This window comes from Nocardia sp. NPDC006630 (genome assembly GCF_040611495.1).
Taxonomy (GTDB): Bacteria; Actinomycetota; Actinomycetes; order Mycobacteriales; family Mycobacteriaceae; genus Nocardia.
In genome coordinates, this window is the sequence record NZ_JBEXOK010000001.1 from 679,530 (window position 1) to 697,864 (window position 18,335).

Here is an 18,335-nt window from a genome sequence, read left to right on the forward strand (position 1 = left end):
ATCGTTGACATGTGACCTTTTGGTCACCTATCGTCGAGGCATGAAACGCTACATAGTCCTGTACCTCGCACCCCTGTCCGTCGCCGAACGATTCGCCCAGGCCACGCCCGCCGAAGCCGCGAAAGGCATGCAGCTGTGGGCGGATTGGAGCAACCGGATCGGCGCCGGACTCGTCGACGGCGGCAAACCCCTCGGCAATGCGCGCCGAGTCACGCCGACCGGCGTCGCCGAGACCGACAGCGGCGTAATCGGAATGTCCATCCTGCAGGCCGAGTCCATGGACGAGGCGCTGGAAATGATCGACGGCCACCACCACCTGCACTGGGCCGAGCAGTGCGAAATCGTCGTGCTCGAGGAACAGCCGATTCCCGAACTCCAGCACTGACCCCCGGCCGCCGGGCCGAAACAATTAGAACGTGTTCTATATTCGGGGGACCGTTCCGGCGATCCCTTGGGAGCTCACGACATGTACCAGTGGTCCGACGAAGACCTGATGTTCCGCGACGCACTGCGCGGGTTCATCGACAAGGAGCTCAAGCCTCACGTCGACCAGCTGGAGAGCGGCGCACTGCCGCCCTTCGACATCATCCGCAAGATGTACGCGACCTTCGGGCTGGACGAGATGGCGCGCGAAGGGCTGGAGAAGACCCTGGCCCGGGAGGAAGCGGGCACCACGGGCAAGTCGGGCGGCGGGTTCAGCGGCGCGGGCAGCATGGGGGTCATCCTCAATAGCGAGCTGGCCGGAATCAGTCTGGGCCTGGTGGCGTCGATGGGTGTGAGCCTCGGGCTGACCGTCGGCACCATCCGCACCCGCGGCACTCTCGCACAGAAGAAGCGCTGGCTGCCCGAACTGGTCACCATGGAGAAGGTCGGCGCCTGGGCCATCACTGAACCCGATTCGGGCTCGGACGCTTTCGGCGGTATGAAGTCCTATGTCCGGCGCGACGGCGCGGACTACATTCTCAACGGGCGCAAGACCTTCATCACCAATGGCCCGTACGCGGATGTCACCGTCGTCTACGCCAAGCTGGACGAGGAGGACGGCACCGATCGCCGCGACCGCAAGGTGCTGACCTTCGTCCTGGACAAGGGCATGCCGGGATTCGTGCAGAGCGCCGCGTTCAAGAAGATGGGCATGAACTCCTCCCCCACCGGTGAGCTGTTCTTCGACAATGTGCGCATCACCCCCGACCGTCTGCTCGGCGAGACCGAGAGCCCGGCCAAGGGCGACGGAAAGGACAGTGCCAAAGAGTCTTTCGCCGCCGAGCGCATCGGCATCGCATCACTCGCGCTGGGCATCATCAACGAATGTCACCGGCTCAGTGTGGATTACGCGAAGTCGCGCAAGCTGTGGGGTAAGGAGATCGGGCAGTTCCAGCTGATTCAGCTCAAGCTGGCGGAGATGGAGATCGCTCGAATCAATGTGCAGAACATGGTGTTCAACGCCATCGAGCGCACGGCCGCGGGTGAGAAGGTCTCCCTGGCCGAGGCCTCGGCGATGAAGCTGTACTCCTCGCGCGCCGCCACCGAAGTAGCCATGGAAGCCGTCCAGCTGTTCGGCGGCAACGGTTATATGGCCGAGTACAAGGTGGAACAGCTCGCCCGCGACGCCAAGTCTCTGATGATCTACGCCGGCAGCAATGAAATCCAGGTCACCCACATCGCCAAGGGCCTGCTCAGCCGGTAGCCGTTGGGCCCCAATCATTCTCGAACGAGCGTCAGATCGACGCTGATATTCCCACGGGTGGCCCGTGAATACGGGCACACCTGGTGGGCGAGACCCATCCGTCCCATCGGGCATGAAGCCAGCTTCTCCCTCAGTGCGCGCCCGGCCGCACGATCATGAGGACGACGACCGCTGCCCAGAGCAGGTTGTAAATCCCGGCCAGCATGGAGAGTTTGCGCAGGCGCTCACCTGCGTCCGGCTTGTCGAGGGCCTCACGCTGCAGAGGGTGGATGAAGGCCGCCAGGAGACCACCGGCGAGGAAGGTGAGCGCCATGGCGAGGGTGATCCAGATTTCGCCCATGCGGCCCTGGACCTCGGCCAGGATGATGCCTACGACAGGCACTACGAGGGACAGTAGTGCGTAGCTTCCGGTGATTCGATGAAATGCCTTGGCCACCGCAAGATTTCGCTCCTCCGCAGGAGGCCCTGCGACCGGCGCATAGCGCGGGAACAGACTCGCGGCGACCGCCGATCCGCCCACCAGGACGATCGCGGCCAGCACGTGTATCGACAGCAGGGCCTTTTCCATGACTTCCCTTCCATCCTTCAGTCGACCTGAAGCATAGCGATGAGCTTCAGTCTGGTTGAAGGTTGTGCGAAAGCTCACGGAATGCGCGAAAACCGGGAATCAGGACGCGTTTCTACGCGCGAATGCGGCGGCGATGGCGGTGCCGACCTCTCGCCGGAACGGATCCGCCTCCGACCCGAACAGCTGCTCGTCCACCGCTGCGACTACTTGTTCCGCAGACCGTAATAGCCGCCTGCCCTTGGCAGTGAGTTCGATCGTCGACGCCGAGCCCGCACGCGCCGTGCGGTCTCGCACCAGGCCGCCGGCAACCATCGCCTTCACCGCGGTATGCACGCTCTGCACACTGATCGCACCCATCCGTGCCAGATCACTGAACGAGGCGCCCGGCACGCTCGCAATATGACCGAGCAGCGCCAGCCGGGCGACGGTGAGATCCAGCGGCGCCAGCGCTGCGCCGAGCTCCGCCTCCACCCGATGCGCCAAGGTCAGCACGATGATGGACGCGCTGACAGGCGGCGGCACGGGGCGATCGCTCTCGGTGGTCACCACCCCATTTTCCAGTACCGACCCATTCACCATCGCGAGGCACCCGGGCCGGGGCTGTATCAGTGACCGTGTCAGCCCGCCATCAGCGCGCTGTCAGCCGCACCGGACAAAGTACTCCCATCGAACAAAACAGTCCCGGACCAACACCGGCTCCGGGCAACTGCCACAACAGCTTTCGAAGGAGCACACCATGTCCGCCACCCTCGCCCTCACCGACCAGCACAAGTCCACCGTCCGCTCCGCCGCCTACGGCGCCGTCTCCCTCATCAGCGCCGCCTCCGACAAGCCCCACAAGGCCGCCATCGCAGGCTCCCTTGCCCTGACCTCGGCCACCGGCCAGATCGGACACGTACTCAACGCCAAGTCCAAGGACATCCACCTCAGCGGCAAAACCATCGCCGACCTCGCCGACCAGGTCCTCCCCGCCCTGACCACCGCGGCCGCCCTCCTCGACCAGCAAGACCCCACCGAGGCCGCCAACTTCCGCACAACGGTCCTCGTCGCCCTCGAGGCCGCCGCGGCAACAGGCCGCAACGGCCACCCCGGCCCAGTCGTCACCGAAATGACCCGCAAGGTCACCGCCGCCCTACACACCGCATGAATTGAAATCGCTTCGGCCCGTTAACCCTTGGAGATACCGTGCTGACCAATTCGGTCAGCACGGCATCTCCAGTTCCGGACCCTCAAACGCCGACCATCGCCGTTCACGATCACCGAGAGGGCTCTGACGGTGGGCCTTCTCGGCGTGTCACCACCACCAGAGCCCTCTCGCGGTTTGCCCACTTGTCGAGGACGGAACTCCAGGCAGAGCATTGAATGCCAAAGCCCTGGCATGCCAGGGCTTTCAACAGCGCGACGCTACTTCTGAGCCGAAAGGCTGCTGAGGAGACCGCCGATCACCGGAATGGAGCTCGCGCTACCCGTTCCGCCGGCGGCGGGAGTGCAGCTCGACCCAGCGGGAGCTGTCTGGACAACATTGACGGCCAACGGTGCCGAAGGAGTCGTGACAACGTGGGCTTCCTCGACATGCAGACTCCATGCCCCCACCGCAGACTGCCCCGCATAGACGGATTTCGACGGCGTCCACTGGAACGTAACGTCTTGGCCGGGAACATATGTCACCGTCGGGGACCACCAGTAGATGGGTCCCGGGCCTGTGGCTCCCATGACCAAATCATTCTGTCCGGCCGCGGCCGCCATCGCGGCGGCATCTGCCGCAGGAAACGTAACCGTGTAGGTGGTGTCCGCGCAGTAGGCCGACGACGGCGTAATTGCCAACTGCGCTGAGGCGGTCGTGGCCGAGACGATGGTGGCCACCCCCATCGCCGAAGCTGCGGCGATACCGACGGTCGAACGAGCAAGGACCGACATTTTCATGCTTAACTCCCCGGTTATCGAAAGCCCCCGTGTGTCAAGGGGACTGGCGCAGCGTATCGCAACTGACCGACAACCTTTTCGGATTCATGCCGCAGTGGTTGAGCATGCAAAACGAGCCACCACAACGTCAGAAGCCGTGAGGAGCCGTGGGGTGTGGGACGGGCGGGTACGGCATGTACACCGGTGCGGGGCGGAAGTGCGCGCTGGATTCTTTGATCCACAGGAGGATGACGGTGGCGAGGCCGACAAGCCAAGTCAGGAAGGTGATCACGGCCGCGATCCCGGTCTCGTTCCCCCTGATCGTCGAGTACAGAATGCTCAATGTGGACAAGCCGAAGAGCACCGTCCCGGTGATGCGCGCCCAGTTCTTTCCAGCACGATTCGAGAACGCCATCCAGATCCAGAGCGCGACGAAAATCAACGAGATTGCGAAGGCGACTGCGATGATCGCATCGTTCTGACTGTCGGTCAGCTTGCCGTGGGCGGTGCGCGTCGCCCTCTCGCGCACACCGGTCAAGTGGGCGACGTCGTACAACAGACCCACGAGGGTGAGCGTGGCACCGGTCAGCATCAGGTAGAAGGCATAGGTGACCGACCGCGGCGGCGGTTTGCCCGGCGTCGGCCCACCCGGATACCCTGCCGCTCCGAACGGTTCGTATGAGTACGACCCCGGATAGGGCTGGAATTCCTCGCTCGTCACGTCGGCTCTCTCTCGAATTCCCGGACATGCCGGGGTGGTTCATCTTGTCACCGATGAACAATGCGAGCCGTTCGAACCGAAACCAGCCCCGCGCCCGCCCAAACGACGCTGGGAGAGATTCTGGCGCAATACATTACGTGTCTTCAACGGTTCCACACGATCCCTGCTGGATACGGCCGAATCCGTCATGACCTGACCTACCAGCGTCTCCCTGGTGCCCCCGGTCGGACTCGAACCGACACTTGGCGGATTTTAAGTCCGCTGCCTCTGCCAATTGGGCTACGGGGGCGTCTGGGTCAGAGTACCGAGCAGTACGGTCGGAGGGGAATCAGGATGGGGTGGGTTAGCGGGGTTTGTGGGGGGAGCGGCGGATGGTGGCGTCTTCGGCGACGGTGAGGAGGAGGGTGATGGTGTCGGGGGTATGGGCCCACCAGCGGTGACGGGTGTTGGCGGGGCAGTAGTAGGAGTCGCCGGTGGTGAGGGTGGTGGGGGTGGATTGGGCTTCCAGGGTGATGGTGCCGGTGACTACGTAGATGAGTTCGTCGTTGGGGTGGGTGAATTCGCGGGCGCCGTGCTGGGTGCCGCCGGTGAATTCGAGGGCGCGGAGGTTGCGGGGGCCGCGGGTGAGGGAGCGGACGGTGCCGTCGGGGGCGCGGTCGGACTGGTCGAGGCGGGTGTTGTCCGCGGCTCGGACGAGGACTTCGTCGGGGGTGGGGTCGGCGGCGGCCAGCAGCTCGGTGGCGGTAGTGGCGAGGGCGTCCGAGATGCGTTGCAGGGAGCGGAGACTCGCGTTGGTGCGGCCATTTTCCAGTTGGCTCAGGAACGATTGCGACAGGCCGGTGTGCTCGGACAGCTGGGCCAGGGTCAACTTCACTGTCAGCCGCCGATTGTGGATCACATGGCCGAGCTGTTGCCGGCGCGGCGTTTCCGCGTCCTCACCTTCCGCCTGCACCCAACCCGCCTCTCGTTCGCCTGGACCATTGTCGCCGCCGCGGCACCATTGTCGACGCCGCGGCGGTTCGCGGCACCGTTGTGATCATGCTGATTCGAAGTGTTCCGGCACCATCCACTGTACTGAATATTCAGTATTGCTGAATATTCAGGAGGATCGATGGAACAGAACACGCTCAAACGGCGCGGCACCGGCCTGATCGGGGCCGACCCGGAGCTCGCCGCACCCGGATACACGCTGTACGCGCCGTTGGCGGGGCGCGGCGTGGTCGACCTGGTCGATCTCGAGGGTGCACTCGCGCACCGGTGGGAGTTGCCGTATCGGCCGGGGCGGCACGCCCGCATACTCCCGGGCGGTGTGCTCGCGTACAGCGGTGCGACGCTGGAGATTCCGCCGCTTTTCGCCATGTGGCGCAAGTACAGCGGCGGATCGATGGGCAAATACGACCCGAATGGCGTGCTGCTCACGGAGTTCCGTGACAACCTCCAGCACCACGACGCACACCACTACGACGACGGCCGCATCCTCTACACCGCGGTCGAGCCGCAGACCGGCGCGGCGGCGGCGCGGATCCAGGGCGGGGTGCCGGGCACCGAGGCCGACGGCATCGTGTGGACCGACGTCATCCGGGAGGTCGCGGCGGACGGGACGCCGCTGTGGGAGTGGCAGACGTTCGAACACCTCGATCCCGCGGATTTCGGTCTGCAACCGCACTATTGGCGCGAACACTGGCCGCTCATCAACAGCGTGCACCCGCTCGACGAGCACACGGTGGTGGCGAGTCTGCGCAGTGTGTCCGCTGTCATCACCATCGACCGCCGCACCGGGAAGTACACCATCCTCGCCGATCGCAACACCCTGGCGCAGCAGCATCACGCCACTCCCCTGGACAACGGCAGAATTCTGATCTTCGACAACGGCACCTTCCGCACCGGCGAATCGGTGACCTTCAGCCGCGTTATCGAAATCGACCCTGCCACAGGCGAAATCGGCTGGAAATACCAGGATTCCCCGCGCGAGGCGTTCTTCACGCCATTCATGGGCGGCGCGCAGCGACTGCCCAACGGCAATACCCTCATCACCGAGGCCGCATTCGGCAGGATCTTCGAAGTTACTGCGGCACAGCAGATCTGCTGGGAGTACGTGGTGCCGTCGTTCACCGAATACCCGGATCCCGATACCACGCAGGTCTTTCCGGGCATCTCCAACGCCATCTTCCGCGCCTACCGCTACCAGGCGCAGGACATCCCCTGGCTGGCAACACGATGACACGCGTCGACACCGAAGTTCATCCGGTGGACGAGGTCCCGCGCCCGGCGCGCGCCCTCGTCGCCGCTGTCCAGCATCTGGTGGTGATGATCGCGACGCCCATCACCTCGGTGCTGTTGATCAGCCACAGCCTGCATCTGGACGACGGCACCGCCCGCGCCCTGCTCAGCGCGACCCTGCTGTGCAGCGGCATCGGGACGATCCTGCAGTCCGGCGGCCGCTTCGGTCTCGGCGCGGGCCTGCCGTTCGTCATGCTGCCCGGTGGCGCGGCGGTCGTACTGTTCATTCAGATTGCGCAGCAGTCGAATCCGGCCACCGCGAGCGGCGCGGTCATTCTCACCGCGATCGCGGGCGTACTGCTGGTTCCGGTGGCCCGCCGGCTCGTCACCCGGCTGCCCGCCGTGGTGATCGCGAGCATGGTGGTGGTCATCGGCGTGAATCTGGTGAAGGTGGCCGGAAATCTGATCACCGCGCCGGACGGTCATCCGGCGATCTCCGCGGTGCTGCTGGCCGTGATCACCATTGCGGCCACGGTGCTCGCGCATCGCTTCCTGCCAACAGGCTGGCGCAGACTGTCGGTGCTGCTGGGCCTGCTGCTCGGCACCGCGGTGGCCGCGGCCATCGGGCAGTTCCACCTGCAATCGGGTTCCGGCCTGATCCAGACTCCGCAGCTGTTCCCTTTCGGCACACCGACTTTCGACCTGCTCGCGGCGGTGCCGCTGCTGGTCTTCGGCATCGGTTCGATGGCGGAGGCCGCCGGGCAGACCACCCTCAATGCCGAGGTGGTCGGCACGAAGATCGACACCGCCGCCACGGTGGGACGCACCATTCGCGGCGATGCCGTGACCTCGCTGCTGTCCGGCGCACTCGGCGGCGCGACCATGGTGACCAGCGGCGAGAATATCGGTCTCATCCAGCTCACCGGGGTGCGCAGCCGATACGTCACGGCGCTGACCGGCGTGCTGCTGGCGATCGCGGCCTTCTTCGCGCCGATCGGCCGGCTGGTGAACTCACTGCCCGGCCCCGTGATCGGCGGTACCGCCGCAATCGCCTTCGCCATGATCGTCGCCTCCGGCATCGGCATGTTCGAACGCGTCGATATGCGCAATGACGGGGTACTGATCACCGCGACGGCGGCGCTGACGGCAGGGCTGCTGCCGATCCTCACACCCGGTCTCTACCAGAGCTTTCCGGCCGATCTACGACTGTTGCTCGGCAGCGGCGTGACCATGTCCGCGCTGGTCGGCGTGCTCGTGCACCTGCTGTTCGCCCGGATCAGTGCACGCCCTCCATATGACGGGTCACCCACGGAGCGATAGCCAGCACGCCGAAGCCGACCAGGACGGCCACCAGCCCGGTGATACCGAAGTACGCCAGTTCCCGGGAGGGATCGTAGAACTTGGAGAGCACACCCGACATCGAGGTGCCGATGCCGACCGAGAAGAAGTAGAGGGCCATCATCTGGGCGCGGAAAGCATTGGGCGCCAGCTTGGTTGTCACCGCGAGGCCGATCGGCGAGAGCAGCAGTTCCGAGATGGCGAAGCCGCCGAGCACCGCGAACACGAACAGAATCGGCACGGACTTGCCGTCGGTGCCGGAGAAGATCGCGAAAAGCATGAAGGCCGCGCCCATTCCGAGCACGCCGAACGCGAACTTGTGCGGGGTGCTCGGCGCGCGATTGCCCAGCCGGGTCCACATGATCGCGAACAGCGGCGAGAGCGCGATGATCCACACCGGTTCCATGGAGCCGATCCAATTGGACGGTGCGGTCCAGCCGAAGACGTTCCAGTCGATCCGCTCATCGGAGTACACCGCCAGCACGGTGAAGATCTGCTGGAACAGCGACCAGAACACCGCGTTCGCAATGAACAGCGGGATGAAGGCGCGCACCCGGACACGCTCGGTGGGTTCGACTTTCGGGCTGGTCAGCATGATGGTGAAGTACGCGATCGACGCCACCACGATCACACCGGTGGTCGCGTTCGGCAGATTCGAGAGTGTCAGCAGGCCGGTCAGCGCGGCCACGGCGACCAGCACCCCGAACAGCACGACAGCGGCGATGGACTTCGGAATCGCGGTGCGGGGCAGCGGGTTCGGCACATCGCGGCCGTGGTCGCCGAGATTGCGGCGGAACACCACGTACTGGGTCAGGCCCAGCGCCATACCGATGGCCGCCGCGCCGAAGCCGTAGTGGAAGCCGACATGATCCTGCAGTAGACCCGTGAGCAGCGGGCCCGCGAACGCGCCGAGGTTGATGCCCAGATAGAACAGTGTGAAGCCGCCGTCCGCGCGTGCGTCGCCCTTGTCGTACAGGGTGCCCAGCAGCGACGAGGCATTGGCCTTCAGCGCACCGGAACCCAGCGCCACCAGCACCAGGCCGACGCCGACACCGGTCAGCCCGGGCAGGACCGCCAGCGCGATATGACCCGCCATGACGACCACGCCGCCGTAGAACACGGTGCGCTCGGAGCCCAGCACCCGGTCGGCGATCCAGCCGCCGAGCACCGTGGAGAGATAGACGAGACCACCGTAGGCGCCGACAATGCCGGTGGCCGTGCTCTTCTCCAGGCCCAGACCGCCGTCGGCGGTCGTGTAGTAGAGGTAGTAGCCCAGGATGGTGACCATGCCGTAGAACGAGAACCGTTCCCACAGCTCGACGCCGAACAGATTCGCCAGACCGATGGGATGACCGAACAGGGTCCGTTCGGAGACCGGTTTCGCGTGGTGAGCTACCTCTGACATGAACCAGACCCTCCCATATTGGGCAATCTGACAGCAACCTCAACTGTTGACCCGCGTCACAAACTCCAGAGCAAATGCACAGGTCAAAGCACCCTTGGCAAGGGTCTTCAGTTTGCCAGGCAATGGCCCCGCCAAGGACCCTGACCAGCGGCGAGTCGCTCTCGAACGGGATATGCCCGGTTTACCAGCTTCGAATCGGAAGCCCGCACGGAAATGCCGTCAGCCCGAATCCGAAAGCGGGCCGCGGTGATACGACCAGCCACTCGGTACCCGCCGAGATCGCGCGGCCGCATACGCCAGCTTCCGTCGGCCGGACCGCCCGAGCACCGCGACCGAGGTTGGATGCGGGTCAGACGATGGAGAGGGCGATGCCGTCCAGGATGTCGTGCTCGCTGATGATCAGCTCGGAGACTCCGGCTCGCCGCGCCAGCTCATCGGCAAGTACCTCGGCGATCACCGCACCGCCGCCGATCACATCGACCCGGCCGGGATGCATGGGACCCAGTGCGGCCCGCTCCTCGTGGCTCATGCCGATCAGCAGATCGCTGACCCGGCGCACCTCGCTCAGCGGCAGGCGGGTGAGATGCACCTTCTCCGAATCATATTCGGGCAGGTCGAGTGCGACCGCGGCCAGCGTGGTCATGGTGCCGGCCACGCCCACCCAGGTGCGCGCCCGCTCCACCGGCACCACGCCGAAGGCCTGCGCCAAACGCTCGGAGGCGAAGAAGCGCGCCGACGCGACCTCTTCGCGTGTAGGCGGATTGCCGAGCAGGCAGCGTTCGGTGATCCGCACACAGCCGATATCGGCCGAATACGCGGACTGCACGCCGTCACTGTCGCCCAGCACCACCTCGGTGGAACCGCCGCCCAGATCCACAACCACGAAAGGGCCGTCTTCACTGGACAATTCGCCGACCGCACCGGCGAAGGACAGCCGCGCTTCCTCATCGCCGGTAATGACCTCGGCCTGCGCACCCTCCACGACCCGGCCGAGTTCGACGCCCGTCATGGTGAAGAAATCCTCGCGATTGCTCGCATCCCGGGTCGCGGAGGTGGCGGTCATCCGCACCCGCGTGACACCGTGCTCGATCATGAGATCCACATAGTCGTGCAGTGCGACCCGGGTGCGCTCGATGGCTTCGAGATTCAGCGCACCGGTGGCGTCCACGCCCTGGCCGAGCCGGACGATCCGCATTTCCCGATGCACATCGGTGAGATGCGCGCCGCGCGTCTCGTCCCGGGTGGCATCGGCGATCAGTAGTCGAATGGAGTTGGTGCCGCAATCGACGGCGGCGATCCGTTCACTCATTACGCACCTTCTGAGTTCGCCTCGTGGTCCGCACCGGCCGGGTACTTCGGCCAGTCTGCCGGAATCGCCTTGCCGCGCAACCCGTGTTCGGCGGCGGCGGCCACCGCCTCGTCACCGAGCGGATTCACCCCCGGCCCCTTGGCCAGCGCATGGGCGATGAGGACATGCAGGCATTTGACCCGATCCGGCATACCGCCACCGGCGAAATCCGTGCCGAGATCCTCGATGGCATTGCGCTCGGCCAGGTAGCTCTCGTACGCGGCGCGGTATCCGGCCGCCAATTCGGTGTCGCGGGTGAGCCGTTCGGTCATATCGCGCATGAGACCCGTGGTCTCCAACCGGCTGGCCTCGGCGGTGAGCCGCGGGTCGGTCAGGTAGTACAGGGTCGGAAAGGGCGTGCCGTCGGGCAGTTTCGGCGCGGTCTTCACGACCGCGGGCAGCCCGTCCGGGGTGTGGTACGCAATGGCGAGTACGCCGCGCGGCTCCCGGCCCAGTTGCTTGGCGACGATCTCGAGATCCCGCTCGCTGGGCTGACCGGGGTTCTCGGATGTGGTCACCTGGGTTGTCCTTCCTCGACTGGGGCAGGCGGATTCGGCGGTGGTGGCGCCGGATCCGCGGGTGGGGCGGCGGCGGGTTGCGGCGCGGAAATACTGCGCCACAGCTCCGTGTACCAGGGATCTGGTTCCCGCGCCTTCGCGGGCTGGGTCGGAATGGCCGGCTGGTCTATGCCGGGGATCTGCACGATATAGGGGGTCTCGCCGGGCATGACCAGCCGCAGCCGGTCGCGCGCCTCGGACTTGATGTAGGCCGGATCCTGTTGCTGCGCACGGCGATCGCGCAGGCGCGCCACATCGTCCTGCAATTGCTCACGCTGCGAGGCGAGTTCGGCGGCATCGGCGCGCTGGGTGAAATACGTGCGCAGCGGCACCGCCAGGGTGAGTGCGAGCCCGCACAGCACCGCGGCCAGCAGTACGGCGCGACCGGTGGACATGCCGAGGATCTGGCGTTCGTGCCGTTCCGTTTTCGCCCGCGCGGTGCGCTTCGAAGTGGCCGCCTTCGCGGCCGAACGCCGCTTGGGAGCGGCGGCACCGGTGGCGGACGCGGCGGACTCGGCCCGCTTGGTACTGGTTCGAGGCTTGGCGGTGCGCGACGGGCGGCGGTCACCGCGTCCTGCCGGACTGGTACCGCGCGCCCGTCGCTCCGTCATTTCACACCCCGAAACTCAGCCGATTGTCCCAACCTTCGGGGATCGATTATTCAGCCTTCGAACGCGAAACGCGGGAAGGCGACATCTCCGGCGTAGCGCGCCGAGTCACCGAGCGCGTCTTCGATGCGCAGCAGCTGGTTGTACTTGGCAACCCGCTCCGAGCGCGCCGGGGCGCCGGTCTTGATCTGACCGGAGCCGACGGCGACCGCCAGATCGGCGATGGTGGTGTCCTCGGTCTCGCCGGACCGGTGGCTCATCATCGTCTTGTAGCCGTTGCGGTGCGCGAGATCGACCGCGTCCAGCGTCTCGGTCAGCGTGCCGATCTGGTTGACCTTCACCAGCAGCGCGTTGGCGGCGCCCTTGGCGATGCCCTCTTCCAGGCGCTCCGGGTTGGTGACGAACAGATCGTCGCCGACCAGCTGCACCTTGTCGCCGATGGAGTCGGTCAGCGCGACCCAGCCGTCCCAGTCGTCCTCCGACAGCGGATCCTCGATGGAGACGATCGGGAACTGGGTGATGAGCTCGGCGTAGAACTCGTTCATCTCGGCGGCGGTGCGGACCGCGCCCTCGAACTTGTAACCCTCACCGGCGGTGTAGAACTCGGTGGCGGCCACATCGAGCGCGAGCGCGATATCGGTGCCCAGCTTGTAGCCGGCCTTGTCGATGGCGATGGCGATCAGATCCAGCGCGGCGCGGGTGCCCGCGACGTCCGGCGCGAAGCCGCCCTCATCGCCCAGACCGGTGGACAGGCCCTGCGCCTTGAGCACCGACTTGAGCGAGTGGTAGACCTCGGTGCCCCAGCGCAGCGCCTCCTTGAAGGTGGGCGCGCCGATCGGGGCGATCATGAACTCCTGGACGTCGACGCCGGTATCGGCGTGCGCACCACCATTGAGGATGTTCATCATGGGAACGGGCAGCACATGGGCGTTCGGTCCGCCGATGTAGCGGAACAGCTCCAGGCCCGAGGATTCGGCGGCGGCGCGCGCCACGGCGAGCGAAACACCCAGCAGGGCATTCGCGCCCAGGCGCGACTTGTCCGGGGTGCCGTCCAGATCCAGCAGGGTCTGGTCGACGGTGCGCTGCTCGACGGCGTCCAGGCCGATCACGGCCGGCGCGATCTCGTCCAGCACGGCCTCGACGGCCTTCTGCACACCCTTGCCGTTGTAACGGTCACCACCGTCACGGAGCTCCACGGCCTCGTGCTCACCGGTGGACGCACCGGACGGCACGGCCGCGCGAGTGAGGGTGCCGTCGTCGAGAGCGATCTCGACCTCGACAGTGGGGTTGCCACGCGAATCCAGGATCTCGCGAGCTCCGACCTGTTCGATGATGGCCACGAAACGACACTCCTTTGGCTGCTTACCCGGCAGGTCGCACGGCAGTCCCGTGCGATCCCGAGCCTAACGTGTAGATGCTGATGGGACACATCCCCCCGTCAGCCTCGCACCCCCACACGCGGCCTCGCACTCCCGGTGACCGCGTGTCGCGGTGTGAGCGACCCGAATTCGAGGTCAGGCCCGGCGGCCGACGCTGTACGCGGCGGCGCGGTAGCGGACCGTGCTCATGTAAGTCGTGGACTGGTTGTAGGTGAGCAGCGCCTGCTGCCAGCCGGGGGCGCCGGTGAGGTCACCGCCGCTGGCGCAGAGGTAGCGCGCGGCGGTGAGCGCCGCATCGTCGATATTGTCCGGATCGGCAATGCCGTCACCGTTCGCGTCCATGCCCCAGCGCTGCCAGGTCTCGGGGATGAATTGGAACGGGCCCATGGCCCGGACGGGATTGCCGTCGGCGTCCACGATCTTGGCGACGCCGGGCGAACCGTCCAGGGCCCGGCCCCGGATCGGCGGCGTCACCTTGCCGTCGTCGGCGACGTGCGCCCCGCTGTGCGTGCCGTGCTGACTCTCGACACTGGCGATGGCGGCGACGGTGGTCCACCCGATGCCGCATTCCGGGCGTGAGCGCGCCATGAGCGCGGCGGCATATCCGTAGGCCTCCAACGCGACCACGCCGATGCCGAGCGAGCCGGACTGCTCCTGCGCCCAGGAGTGCAGCTGAATCGCGCTGCGCCCCGGCGCATCCAGATCGATGAGCGGCAGCGGCGCGCCCGCACCGGGCGGCATGCTGTCCGGGACAGGCGTGAGATTGACTGTGCCGCAACCCGCCAGCAGCACGAGAGCGGCCGCCGTGACCATCAGGCCGGCGCGGTTCAGAGTGGCGCCGACACCGGCCTGTTTGGAACGCACTCCATACATCATCCAGGTAGTTCGGATTTCCTTCCACGAACGTGAACGGACGCTTGTTCGAGTCGCCCGGATCGATATGGGTCGGTTACCCTCCCGGCTAGTCTTTGATGCTTATCAGCTATCGTCGAACACACCCATTAGGTAAGCCTTGCCAAATTTCTCGTGGCCGGATACCTTCCCTCGGGAAGCTGAAACCCGCATGTCACCCCTGAAGCCAGGAAGGCATCCCCTTGGTGAAAAGCGTTCTCTCTGAACGTAAGACGTTTCACCCTTCGAAACTCGAACGACGCGAACTCCCGGACTCCGCCGGACACGCGGTCCGCGCGCTGGCTGATGAGATCGCCGTCACACTGGGTCCCAGCCCGGCGATAGCGACCACGCTCACCGACCCGGACCTGCTGCACCACATCGACGCCCGCTATCTCGAACTCCCCGAGGCCGTGCACCGGGCCATGCGCGCGCCCGCCACCGATGCGGGCGTCACGGTTGTCGGCCGGCTACCGCTGCGCGACGACGAACTCGGGCATACGCCCCTGGATTGGCGGCAGGCCGCGGCCTGGGCCGGGGACCCCGGGCGGCGGTCCTCCTCCTATGCCCTCGACATCACCATGCTGCTGCTGGCGCGCTGCGCGGGTGAGCCCTTCGGCTGGCAGGGGCAGCAGGGCGGACGGCTGGTCAACAACATCGTGCCCTCCCCCGGACACGAGCACGAGCAGTCCGGGGCGAGCAGTACCGCACTGCTGAGCCCGCACTCCGAGGACGCCTTCCATCCGCGGCGCGCCAATCTGCTGATGCTCGGCTGCCTGCGCAATCCGGATGAGGTCGGCACCACCGTGTCCTCGGTGCGGCAGGTGGAACTGGATGCGGCACAGCGGGAACGGCTCAGCCGGCGCGAGCTGCCGATCCTGCCGGACGTCTCCTACGGCGCCGATTTCCCGGACGAGCCCGCGCCCCCGATCGCCACCCTCGGCGACGAGGACGGACGGCTGACCCTGCGCTTCGATCCCGCGTACACGCCGCTCGACGAGGCCGATCCCGAATTCCGTTCCGCCTACGACCATTTGGCGGTGGAACTCGAAAGGGTGTGCATCACCGCCGCTTTGGCCCCCGGAGAACTGCTGCTGGTGGACAATGACGTGGTGGTGCACGGCCGGGTGCCGTTCACCCCCCGCTACAACGGCACCGACCGCTGGCTCAAGCGCGTGAACATCCGGCTGCCGCAGCGTCGTCGCGCTGCGGCCGAGGCCGCCGAGAGCGGCTACGGCCAGCGGGTGGTGGCGCCATTCCGGACGATCCGAGGTAACCGCAGGTGAATACCCGACCGACCCCGCTGCGCGTACTCAGCCGCAGCGATCTCGCGGATGTGCCGATCAGTCCCGCCGAGGTGGTGCGCGCCGTCGAGGACGCGTATCTCGCCTTCGCGGCGGGAGATTCGGATAATCCGCGCAAGCTCAGCGTCGCGCATCCGGACGGCTGGTCCGTGGCCTACGCCATGCTCGGCCGGGACGGCCGCCGCCGGGTGGTCGCCATGAAGACCTCGTACAAGTTCGATCCGCACCACGACCGCAGCACCAAGCGGTACTACACCACCATCACGCTCTACGACGACGCCACCGGTATGCCGCTGGCCATGATGGATTGCGCGCGCGTCGGAGCGCTGCGCACGCCGGCGGTATCGGCGCTGCTGGTGCGCGAGACGGCCCGGCCCGGGGCGCGCAGTGTGCTGCTCATCGGCACCGGCACCCAGGGGCGCAATGCGCTGCCGCATCTGCTGGCCGCCAATCCGCAGCTGAATCGGCTGATGCTGTACGGCACCCATCCCGAGGGGCTGGAATCGGTGTATCAGCAACTGCGACAGCATCATCCACAGGCCGAGCTGGAACTGGTCAGTGACCCGCACGCCGCCGCCCGCACCGCCGATGTCGTGCTGGCGACCGCCGGGCCCGGCACGCGGGTCAGCATCGAGGCCAAGGATCTCGCACCCGGCGCGACCGTGGTGCTGGTCGGTTACGGCCTGGCGCCCTCCACGCTCACCGAGGCGGATCGCGTAATCGCCACCAGCGCTGAGCAAATGACGCTGACGGGCACCGATATGGCGGGCCCGGACGGGCGGCTGCGACAGGTCGACGCCGAGCTACCGCAGATCCTCGATCGCCGCGCCGTCGGCCGCCGCACCGACGACGAACGCATCTTCGTCTACAACAGCGGTCTGGTGCTCACCGATATCGCGGTCGCGCACGCCCTGGCCACCCGCGCCATTGCCGAAGGCCGCGGAACGGAGGTGCCGCTGTGGGACTGACCGGCCTGCAGCCCGGCATCTCCACCATAACGGCGGCGCCCATGCCCGCCCATCGCGACGAGTGGGAAGAGCGTTTGCTGGCACACCCGACACTGCTGCGCGATATCGCCGAAAGTGTCGGCGGACCGTTCCACCTCATGTATCCGGCCCGAGTTGCCATGAATATCAAAGCCTTTCAACAGGTATTCGCCGGTAAAGGCGTGGTGGGCGCCATCTACTACGGCAAGAAGGCCAATAAGTCGCCCGCCGTGGTGCGCGCCTGCGCGGAAAACGGTGCGGGCGTGGATGTCTCCAGTGCGGGGGAATTCCGGGCGGCGCTGGCCGGGGGCGTACTCGGTCGCGACCTCATGGTCACGGGCCCGGCGAAATCGCAGGAATTGCTTTTACTGGCCGCACGGCACCGCGCCCTGGTCGCCATCGACGATCTCGACGAACTCGCCCGGCTGAGCGCCCTCGGGAGTGCTCATGGCGCCCTCGGCGGCGCCCAGGCGGGCGCTCGCGCGCTATTGCGGGTGCTGCCGCCCGGGTCGGCAAGTCGCTTCGGCATGACCGGCGATGAACTCGATCTGGCGCTGACCCTGATCGATGCCGATTCGATTCGACTGGAGGGCTTCAGTTTTCATCTCCGGGGCTATGCGGTCGCCGATCGCGCCGCACTCGCCTCGACGCTGATCGCCCGCTGCCGGGAGGCCCGCGGCCTGGGCCACCCCGTCACCACGCTGTCCATCGGCGGCGGTTTCGGAGTGGACTATGTGCCCGCCGCCGCGTGGGCCGCCTTCCGCGAGGGAGTGAATCCGCGCTGGTTTCACAGTGACCGTGCGCCGCAACCGGATTCGTACTACCCGTATCACTGCCCGGTGCCGGGCCCGGCCATGCTGGCGGCCATTCTCGAGTACGAGGATCTGGGAGATCGGCTGCGCGCGGCCGGGATTCGGATCGCCATCGAGCCCGGCCGGGCTCTGCTGGATCGCGCCGGCAGCACCGTCTTCCAGGTGCAGGGCGCGAAAACCCGTACCGCACACGGTCACCCGTACCGCATCCTGACCGTGAACGGCACCAGTCTCAGCCTCTCCGAGCAGTGGTTCGACAGCGAATACCTGCCGGATCCGGTGCTGTGGCCACAGCGCCCGGGCAGTGTGAGCCCGACCTGTGTCGGCGGCTCCTCCTGCCTGGAGGAGGACATGCTCAGTTGGCGGCGCATTCCGCTCCCCCGGCCCGCAGTAACGGACGATCTACTCATTTACCCCAATACGGCCGGTTATCAGATGGACAGCAATGAATCGGCCTTTCACGATCAGCCGATTCCCCCTAAAGTCGTATTGCATAACGTCACCGGGGAGCGGCATTTCGAATGGGAGCTCGACTCCCCCAACTGAAAAGCTGCGCTTTCCGGACATCGCTCAATCGCCCGAAATCGGGTGGACTATTGTTGCGCTGAG

The 18,335-nt window shown here is 66.3% G+C and carries 19 protein-coding genes and 1 tRNA gene; 8 read left to right on the forward strand and 12 right to left on the reverse strand.

What is annotated here, in order from left to right:
- The first annotated feature begins 40 nt into the window (after positions 1-40).
- Both ABZX86_RS03075 and ABZX86_RS03080 read left to right on the forward strand, forming a co-directional pair.
- Positions 41-385 (forward strand): hypothetical protein, encoded by a 345-nt coding sequence (locus ABZX86_RS03075; RefSeq protein WP_355119417.1) that lies wholly within the window; start codon positions 41-43, stop codon positions 383-385.
- Positions 386-466: 81 nt separating this feature from the next.
- Positions 467-1,687, forward strand: coding sequence for an acyl-CoA dehydrogenase family protein (locus ABZX86_RS03080; protein ID WP_327142092.1), 1,221 nt, complete (start codon positions 467-469; stop codon positions 1,685-1,687).
- A gap of 130 nt (positions 1,688-1,817) precedes the next feature.
- On the opposite strand, the gene ABZX86_RS03085 is transcribed toward ABZX86_RS03080, so the two are convergent.
- Together ABZX86_RS03085 and ABZX86_RS03090 are read right to left on the reverse strand one after the other, a co-directional pair.
- On the reverse strand, positions 1,818-2,255 hold the full coding sequence (locus ABZX86_RS03085) for a hypothetical protein (protein ID WP_355119419.1): 438 nt from the start codon (positions 2,253-2,255) through the stop codon (positions 1,818-1,820).
- 99 nt (positions 2,256-2,354) lie between these two features.
- Entirely contained in the window at positions 2,355-2,801 is a 447-nt protein-coding gene (locus tag ABZX86_RS03090; protein ID WP_355119421.1) for a MarR family winged helix-turn-helix transcriptional regulator, read from the reverse strand.
- Positions 2,802-2,991: 190 nt separating this feature from the next.
- On the opposite strand from ABZX86_RS03090, the gene ABZX86_RS03095 reads away from it, so the two are divergent.
- The gene (locus ABZX86_RS03095) at positions 2,992-3,402 is read left to right on the forward strand and encodes a hypothetical protein (protein WP_355119423.1); all 411 of its coding nucleotides are present in this window, start codon (positions 2,992-2,994) and stop codon (positions 3,400-3,402) included.
- Between the two features lie 257 nt (positions 3,403-3,659).
- Here the strand turns inward: ABZX86_RS03095 and ABZX86_RS03100 are convergent, their stop codons facing one another.
- The 4 genes from ABZX86_RS03100 to ABZX86_RS03115 form a co-directional block, all read right to left on the reverse strand.
- Positions 3,660-4,178, reverse strand: coding sequence for a hypothetical protein (locus ABZX86_RS03100; protein WP_355119425.1), 519 nt, complete (start codon positions 4,176-4,178; stop codon positions 3,660-3,662).
- A gap of 127 nt (positions 4,179-4,305) precedes the next feature.
- Positions 4,306-4,878: a hypothetical protein gene (locus ABZX86_RS03105; RefSeq protein ID WP_355119427.1), complete on the reverse strand. Its 573-nt coding sequence runs from the start codon at positions 4,876-4,878 to the stop codon at positions 4,306-4,308.
- A gap of 212 nt (positions 4,879-5,090) precedes the next feature.
- A tRNA-Leu gene (locus ABZX86_RS03110) sits at positions 5,091-5,167 on the reverse strand.
- Positions 5,168-5,221: 54 nt separating this feature from the next.
- Complete coding sequence (locus ABZX86_RS03115) at positions 5,222-5,830, reverse strand: helix-turn-helix domain-containing protein (protein WP_355119429.1); 609 nt, start codon at positions 5,828-5,830, stop codon at positions 5,222-5,224.
- 159 nt (positions 5,831-5,989) lie between these two features.
- Here ABZX86_RS03115 and ABZX86_RS03120 point away from each other — a divergent pair, with 159 nt between their 5' ends.
- Positions 5,990-7,099 (forward strand): aryl-sulfate sulfotransferase, encoded by a 1,110-nt coding sequence (locus ABZX86_RS03120; RefSeq protein WP_355119430.1) that lies wholly within the window; start codon positions 5,990-5,992, stop codon positions 7,097-7,099.
- Positions 7,096-8,418, forward strand: coding sequence for a solute carrier family 23 protein (locus ABZX86_RS03125; protein ID WP_355119432.1), 1,323 nt, complete (start codon positions 7,096-7,098; stop codon positions 8,416-8,418). Before ABZX86_RS03120 ends, ABZX86_RS03125 begins: the two co-directional genes overlap by 4 nt.
- Here the strand turns inward: ABZX86_RS03125 and ABZX86_RS03130 are convergent.
- The 6 genes from ABZX86_RS03130 to ABZX86_RS03155 all read right to left on the reverse strand — a co-directional run bounded on the left by ABZX86_RS03130 (position 8,375) and on the right by ABZX86_RS03155 (position 14,546).
- Complete coding sequence (locus tag ABZX86_RS03130) at positions 8,375-9,841, reverse strand: peptide MFS transporter (RefSeq protein WP_355119434.1); 1,467 nt, start codon at positions 9,839-9,841, stop codon at positions 8,375-8,377. The genes ABZX86_RS03125 and ABZX86_RS03130 overlap by 44 nt on opposite strands.
- A gap of 349 nt (positions 9,842-10,190) precedes the next feature.
- Entirely contained in the window at positions 10,191-11,150 is a 960-nt protein-coding gene (locus tag ABZX86_RS03135; protein WP_355119436.1) for a Ppx/GppA phosphatase family protein, read from the reverse strand.
- Positions 11,150-11,707 carry a DUF501 domain-containing protein gene (locus ABZX86_RS03140; protein ID WP_355119438.1) on the reverse strand — a complete coding sequence of 186 codons (558 nt, stop codon included), beginning with the start codon at positions 11,705-11,707 and terminating at the stop codon, positions 11,150-11,152. Before ABZX86_RS03140 ends, ABZX86_RS03135 begins: the two co-directional genes overlap by 1 nt.
- Positions 11,704-12,357 carry a septum formation initiator family protein gene (locus ABZX86_RS03145; protein WP_355119440.1) on the reverse strand — a complete coding sequence of 218 codons (654 nt, stop codon included), beginning with the start codon at positions 12,355-12,357 and terminating at the stop codon, positions 11,704-11,706. The genes ABZX86_RS03140 and ABZX86_RS03145 overlap by 4 nt, the downstream gene beginning before the upstream one ends.
- Before the next feature lie 50 nt (positions 12,358-12,407).
- A complete protein-coding gene (gene eno, locus ABZX86_RS03150; protein ID WP_355119442.1) occupies positions 12,408-13,694 on the reverse strand; it encodes a phosphopyruvate hydratase in 1,287 nt (428 codons plus the stop codon).
- A gap of 174 nt (positions 13,695-13,868) precedes the next feature.
- Positions 13,869-14,546: a lytic transglycosylase domain-containing protein gene (locus ABZX86_RS03155; protein WP_355119842.1), complete on the reverse strand. Its 678-nt coding sequence runs from the start codon at positions 14,544-14,546 to the stop codon at positions 13,869-13,871.
- Between the two features lie 284 nt (positions 14,547-14,830).
- Between ABZX86_RS03155 and ABZX86_RS03160 the strand changes: the two genes are divergently transcribed.
- Genes ABZX86_RS03160 through ABZX86_RS03170 form a run of 3 tightly spaced genes read left to right on the forward strand, consistent with a single transcriptional unit; the run spans position 14,831 to position 18,272 of the window.
- Entirely contained in the window at positions 14,831-15,910 is a 1,080-nt protein-coding gene (locus tag ABZX86_RS03160; RefSeq protein ID WP_355119444.1) for a TauD/TfdA family dioxygenase, read from the forward strand.
- A complete protein-coding gene (locus ABZX86_RS03165) occupies positions 15,907-16,896 on the forward strand; it encodes an ornithine cyclodeaminase family protein (RefSeq protein ID WP_355119446.1) in 990 nt (329 codons plus the stop codon). The genes ABZX86_RS03160 and ABZX86_RS03165 overlap by 4 nt, the downstream gene beginning before the upstream one ends.
- Positions 16,887-18,272 (forward strand): Y4yA family PLP-dependent enzyme, encoded by a 1,386-nt coding sequence (locus ABZX86_RS03170; protein ID WP_355119448.1) that lies wholly within the window; start codon positions 16,887-16,889, stop codon positions 18,270-18,272. Before ABZX86_RS03165 ends, ABZX86_RS03170 begins: the two co-directional genes overlap by 10 nt.
- The last annotated feature ends 63 nt before the right edge of the window (positions 18,273-18,335 follow it).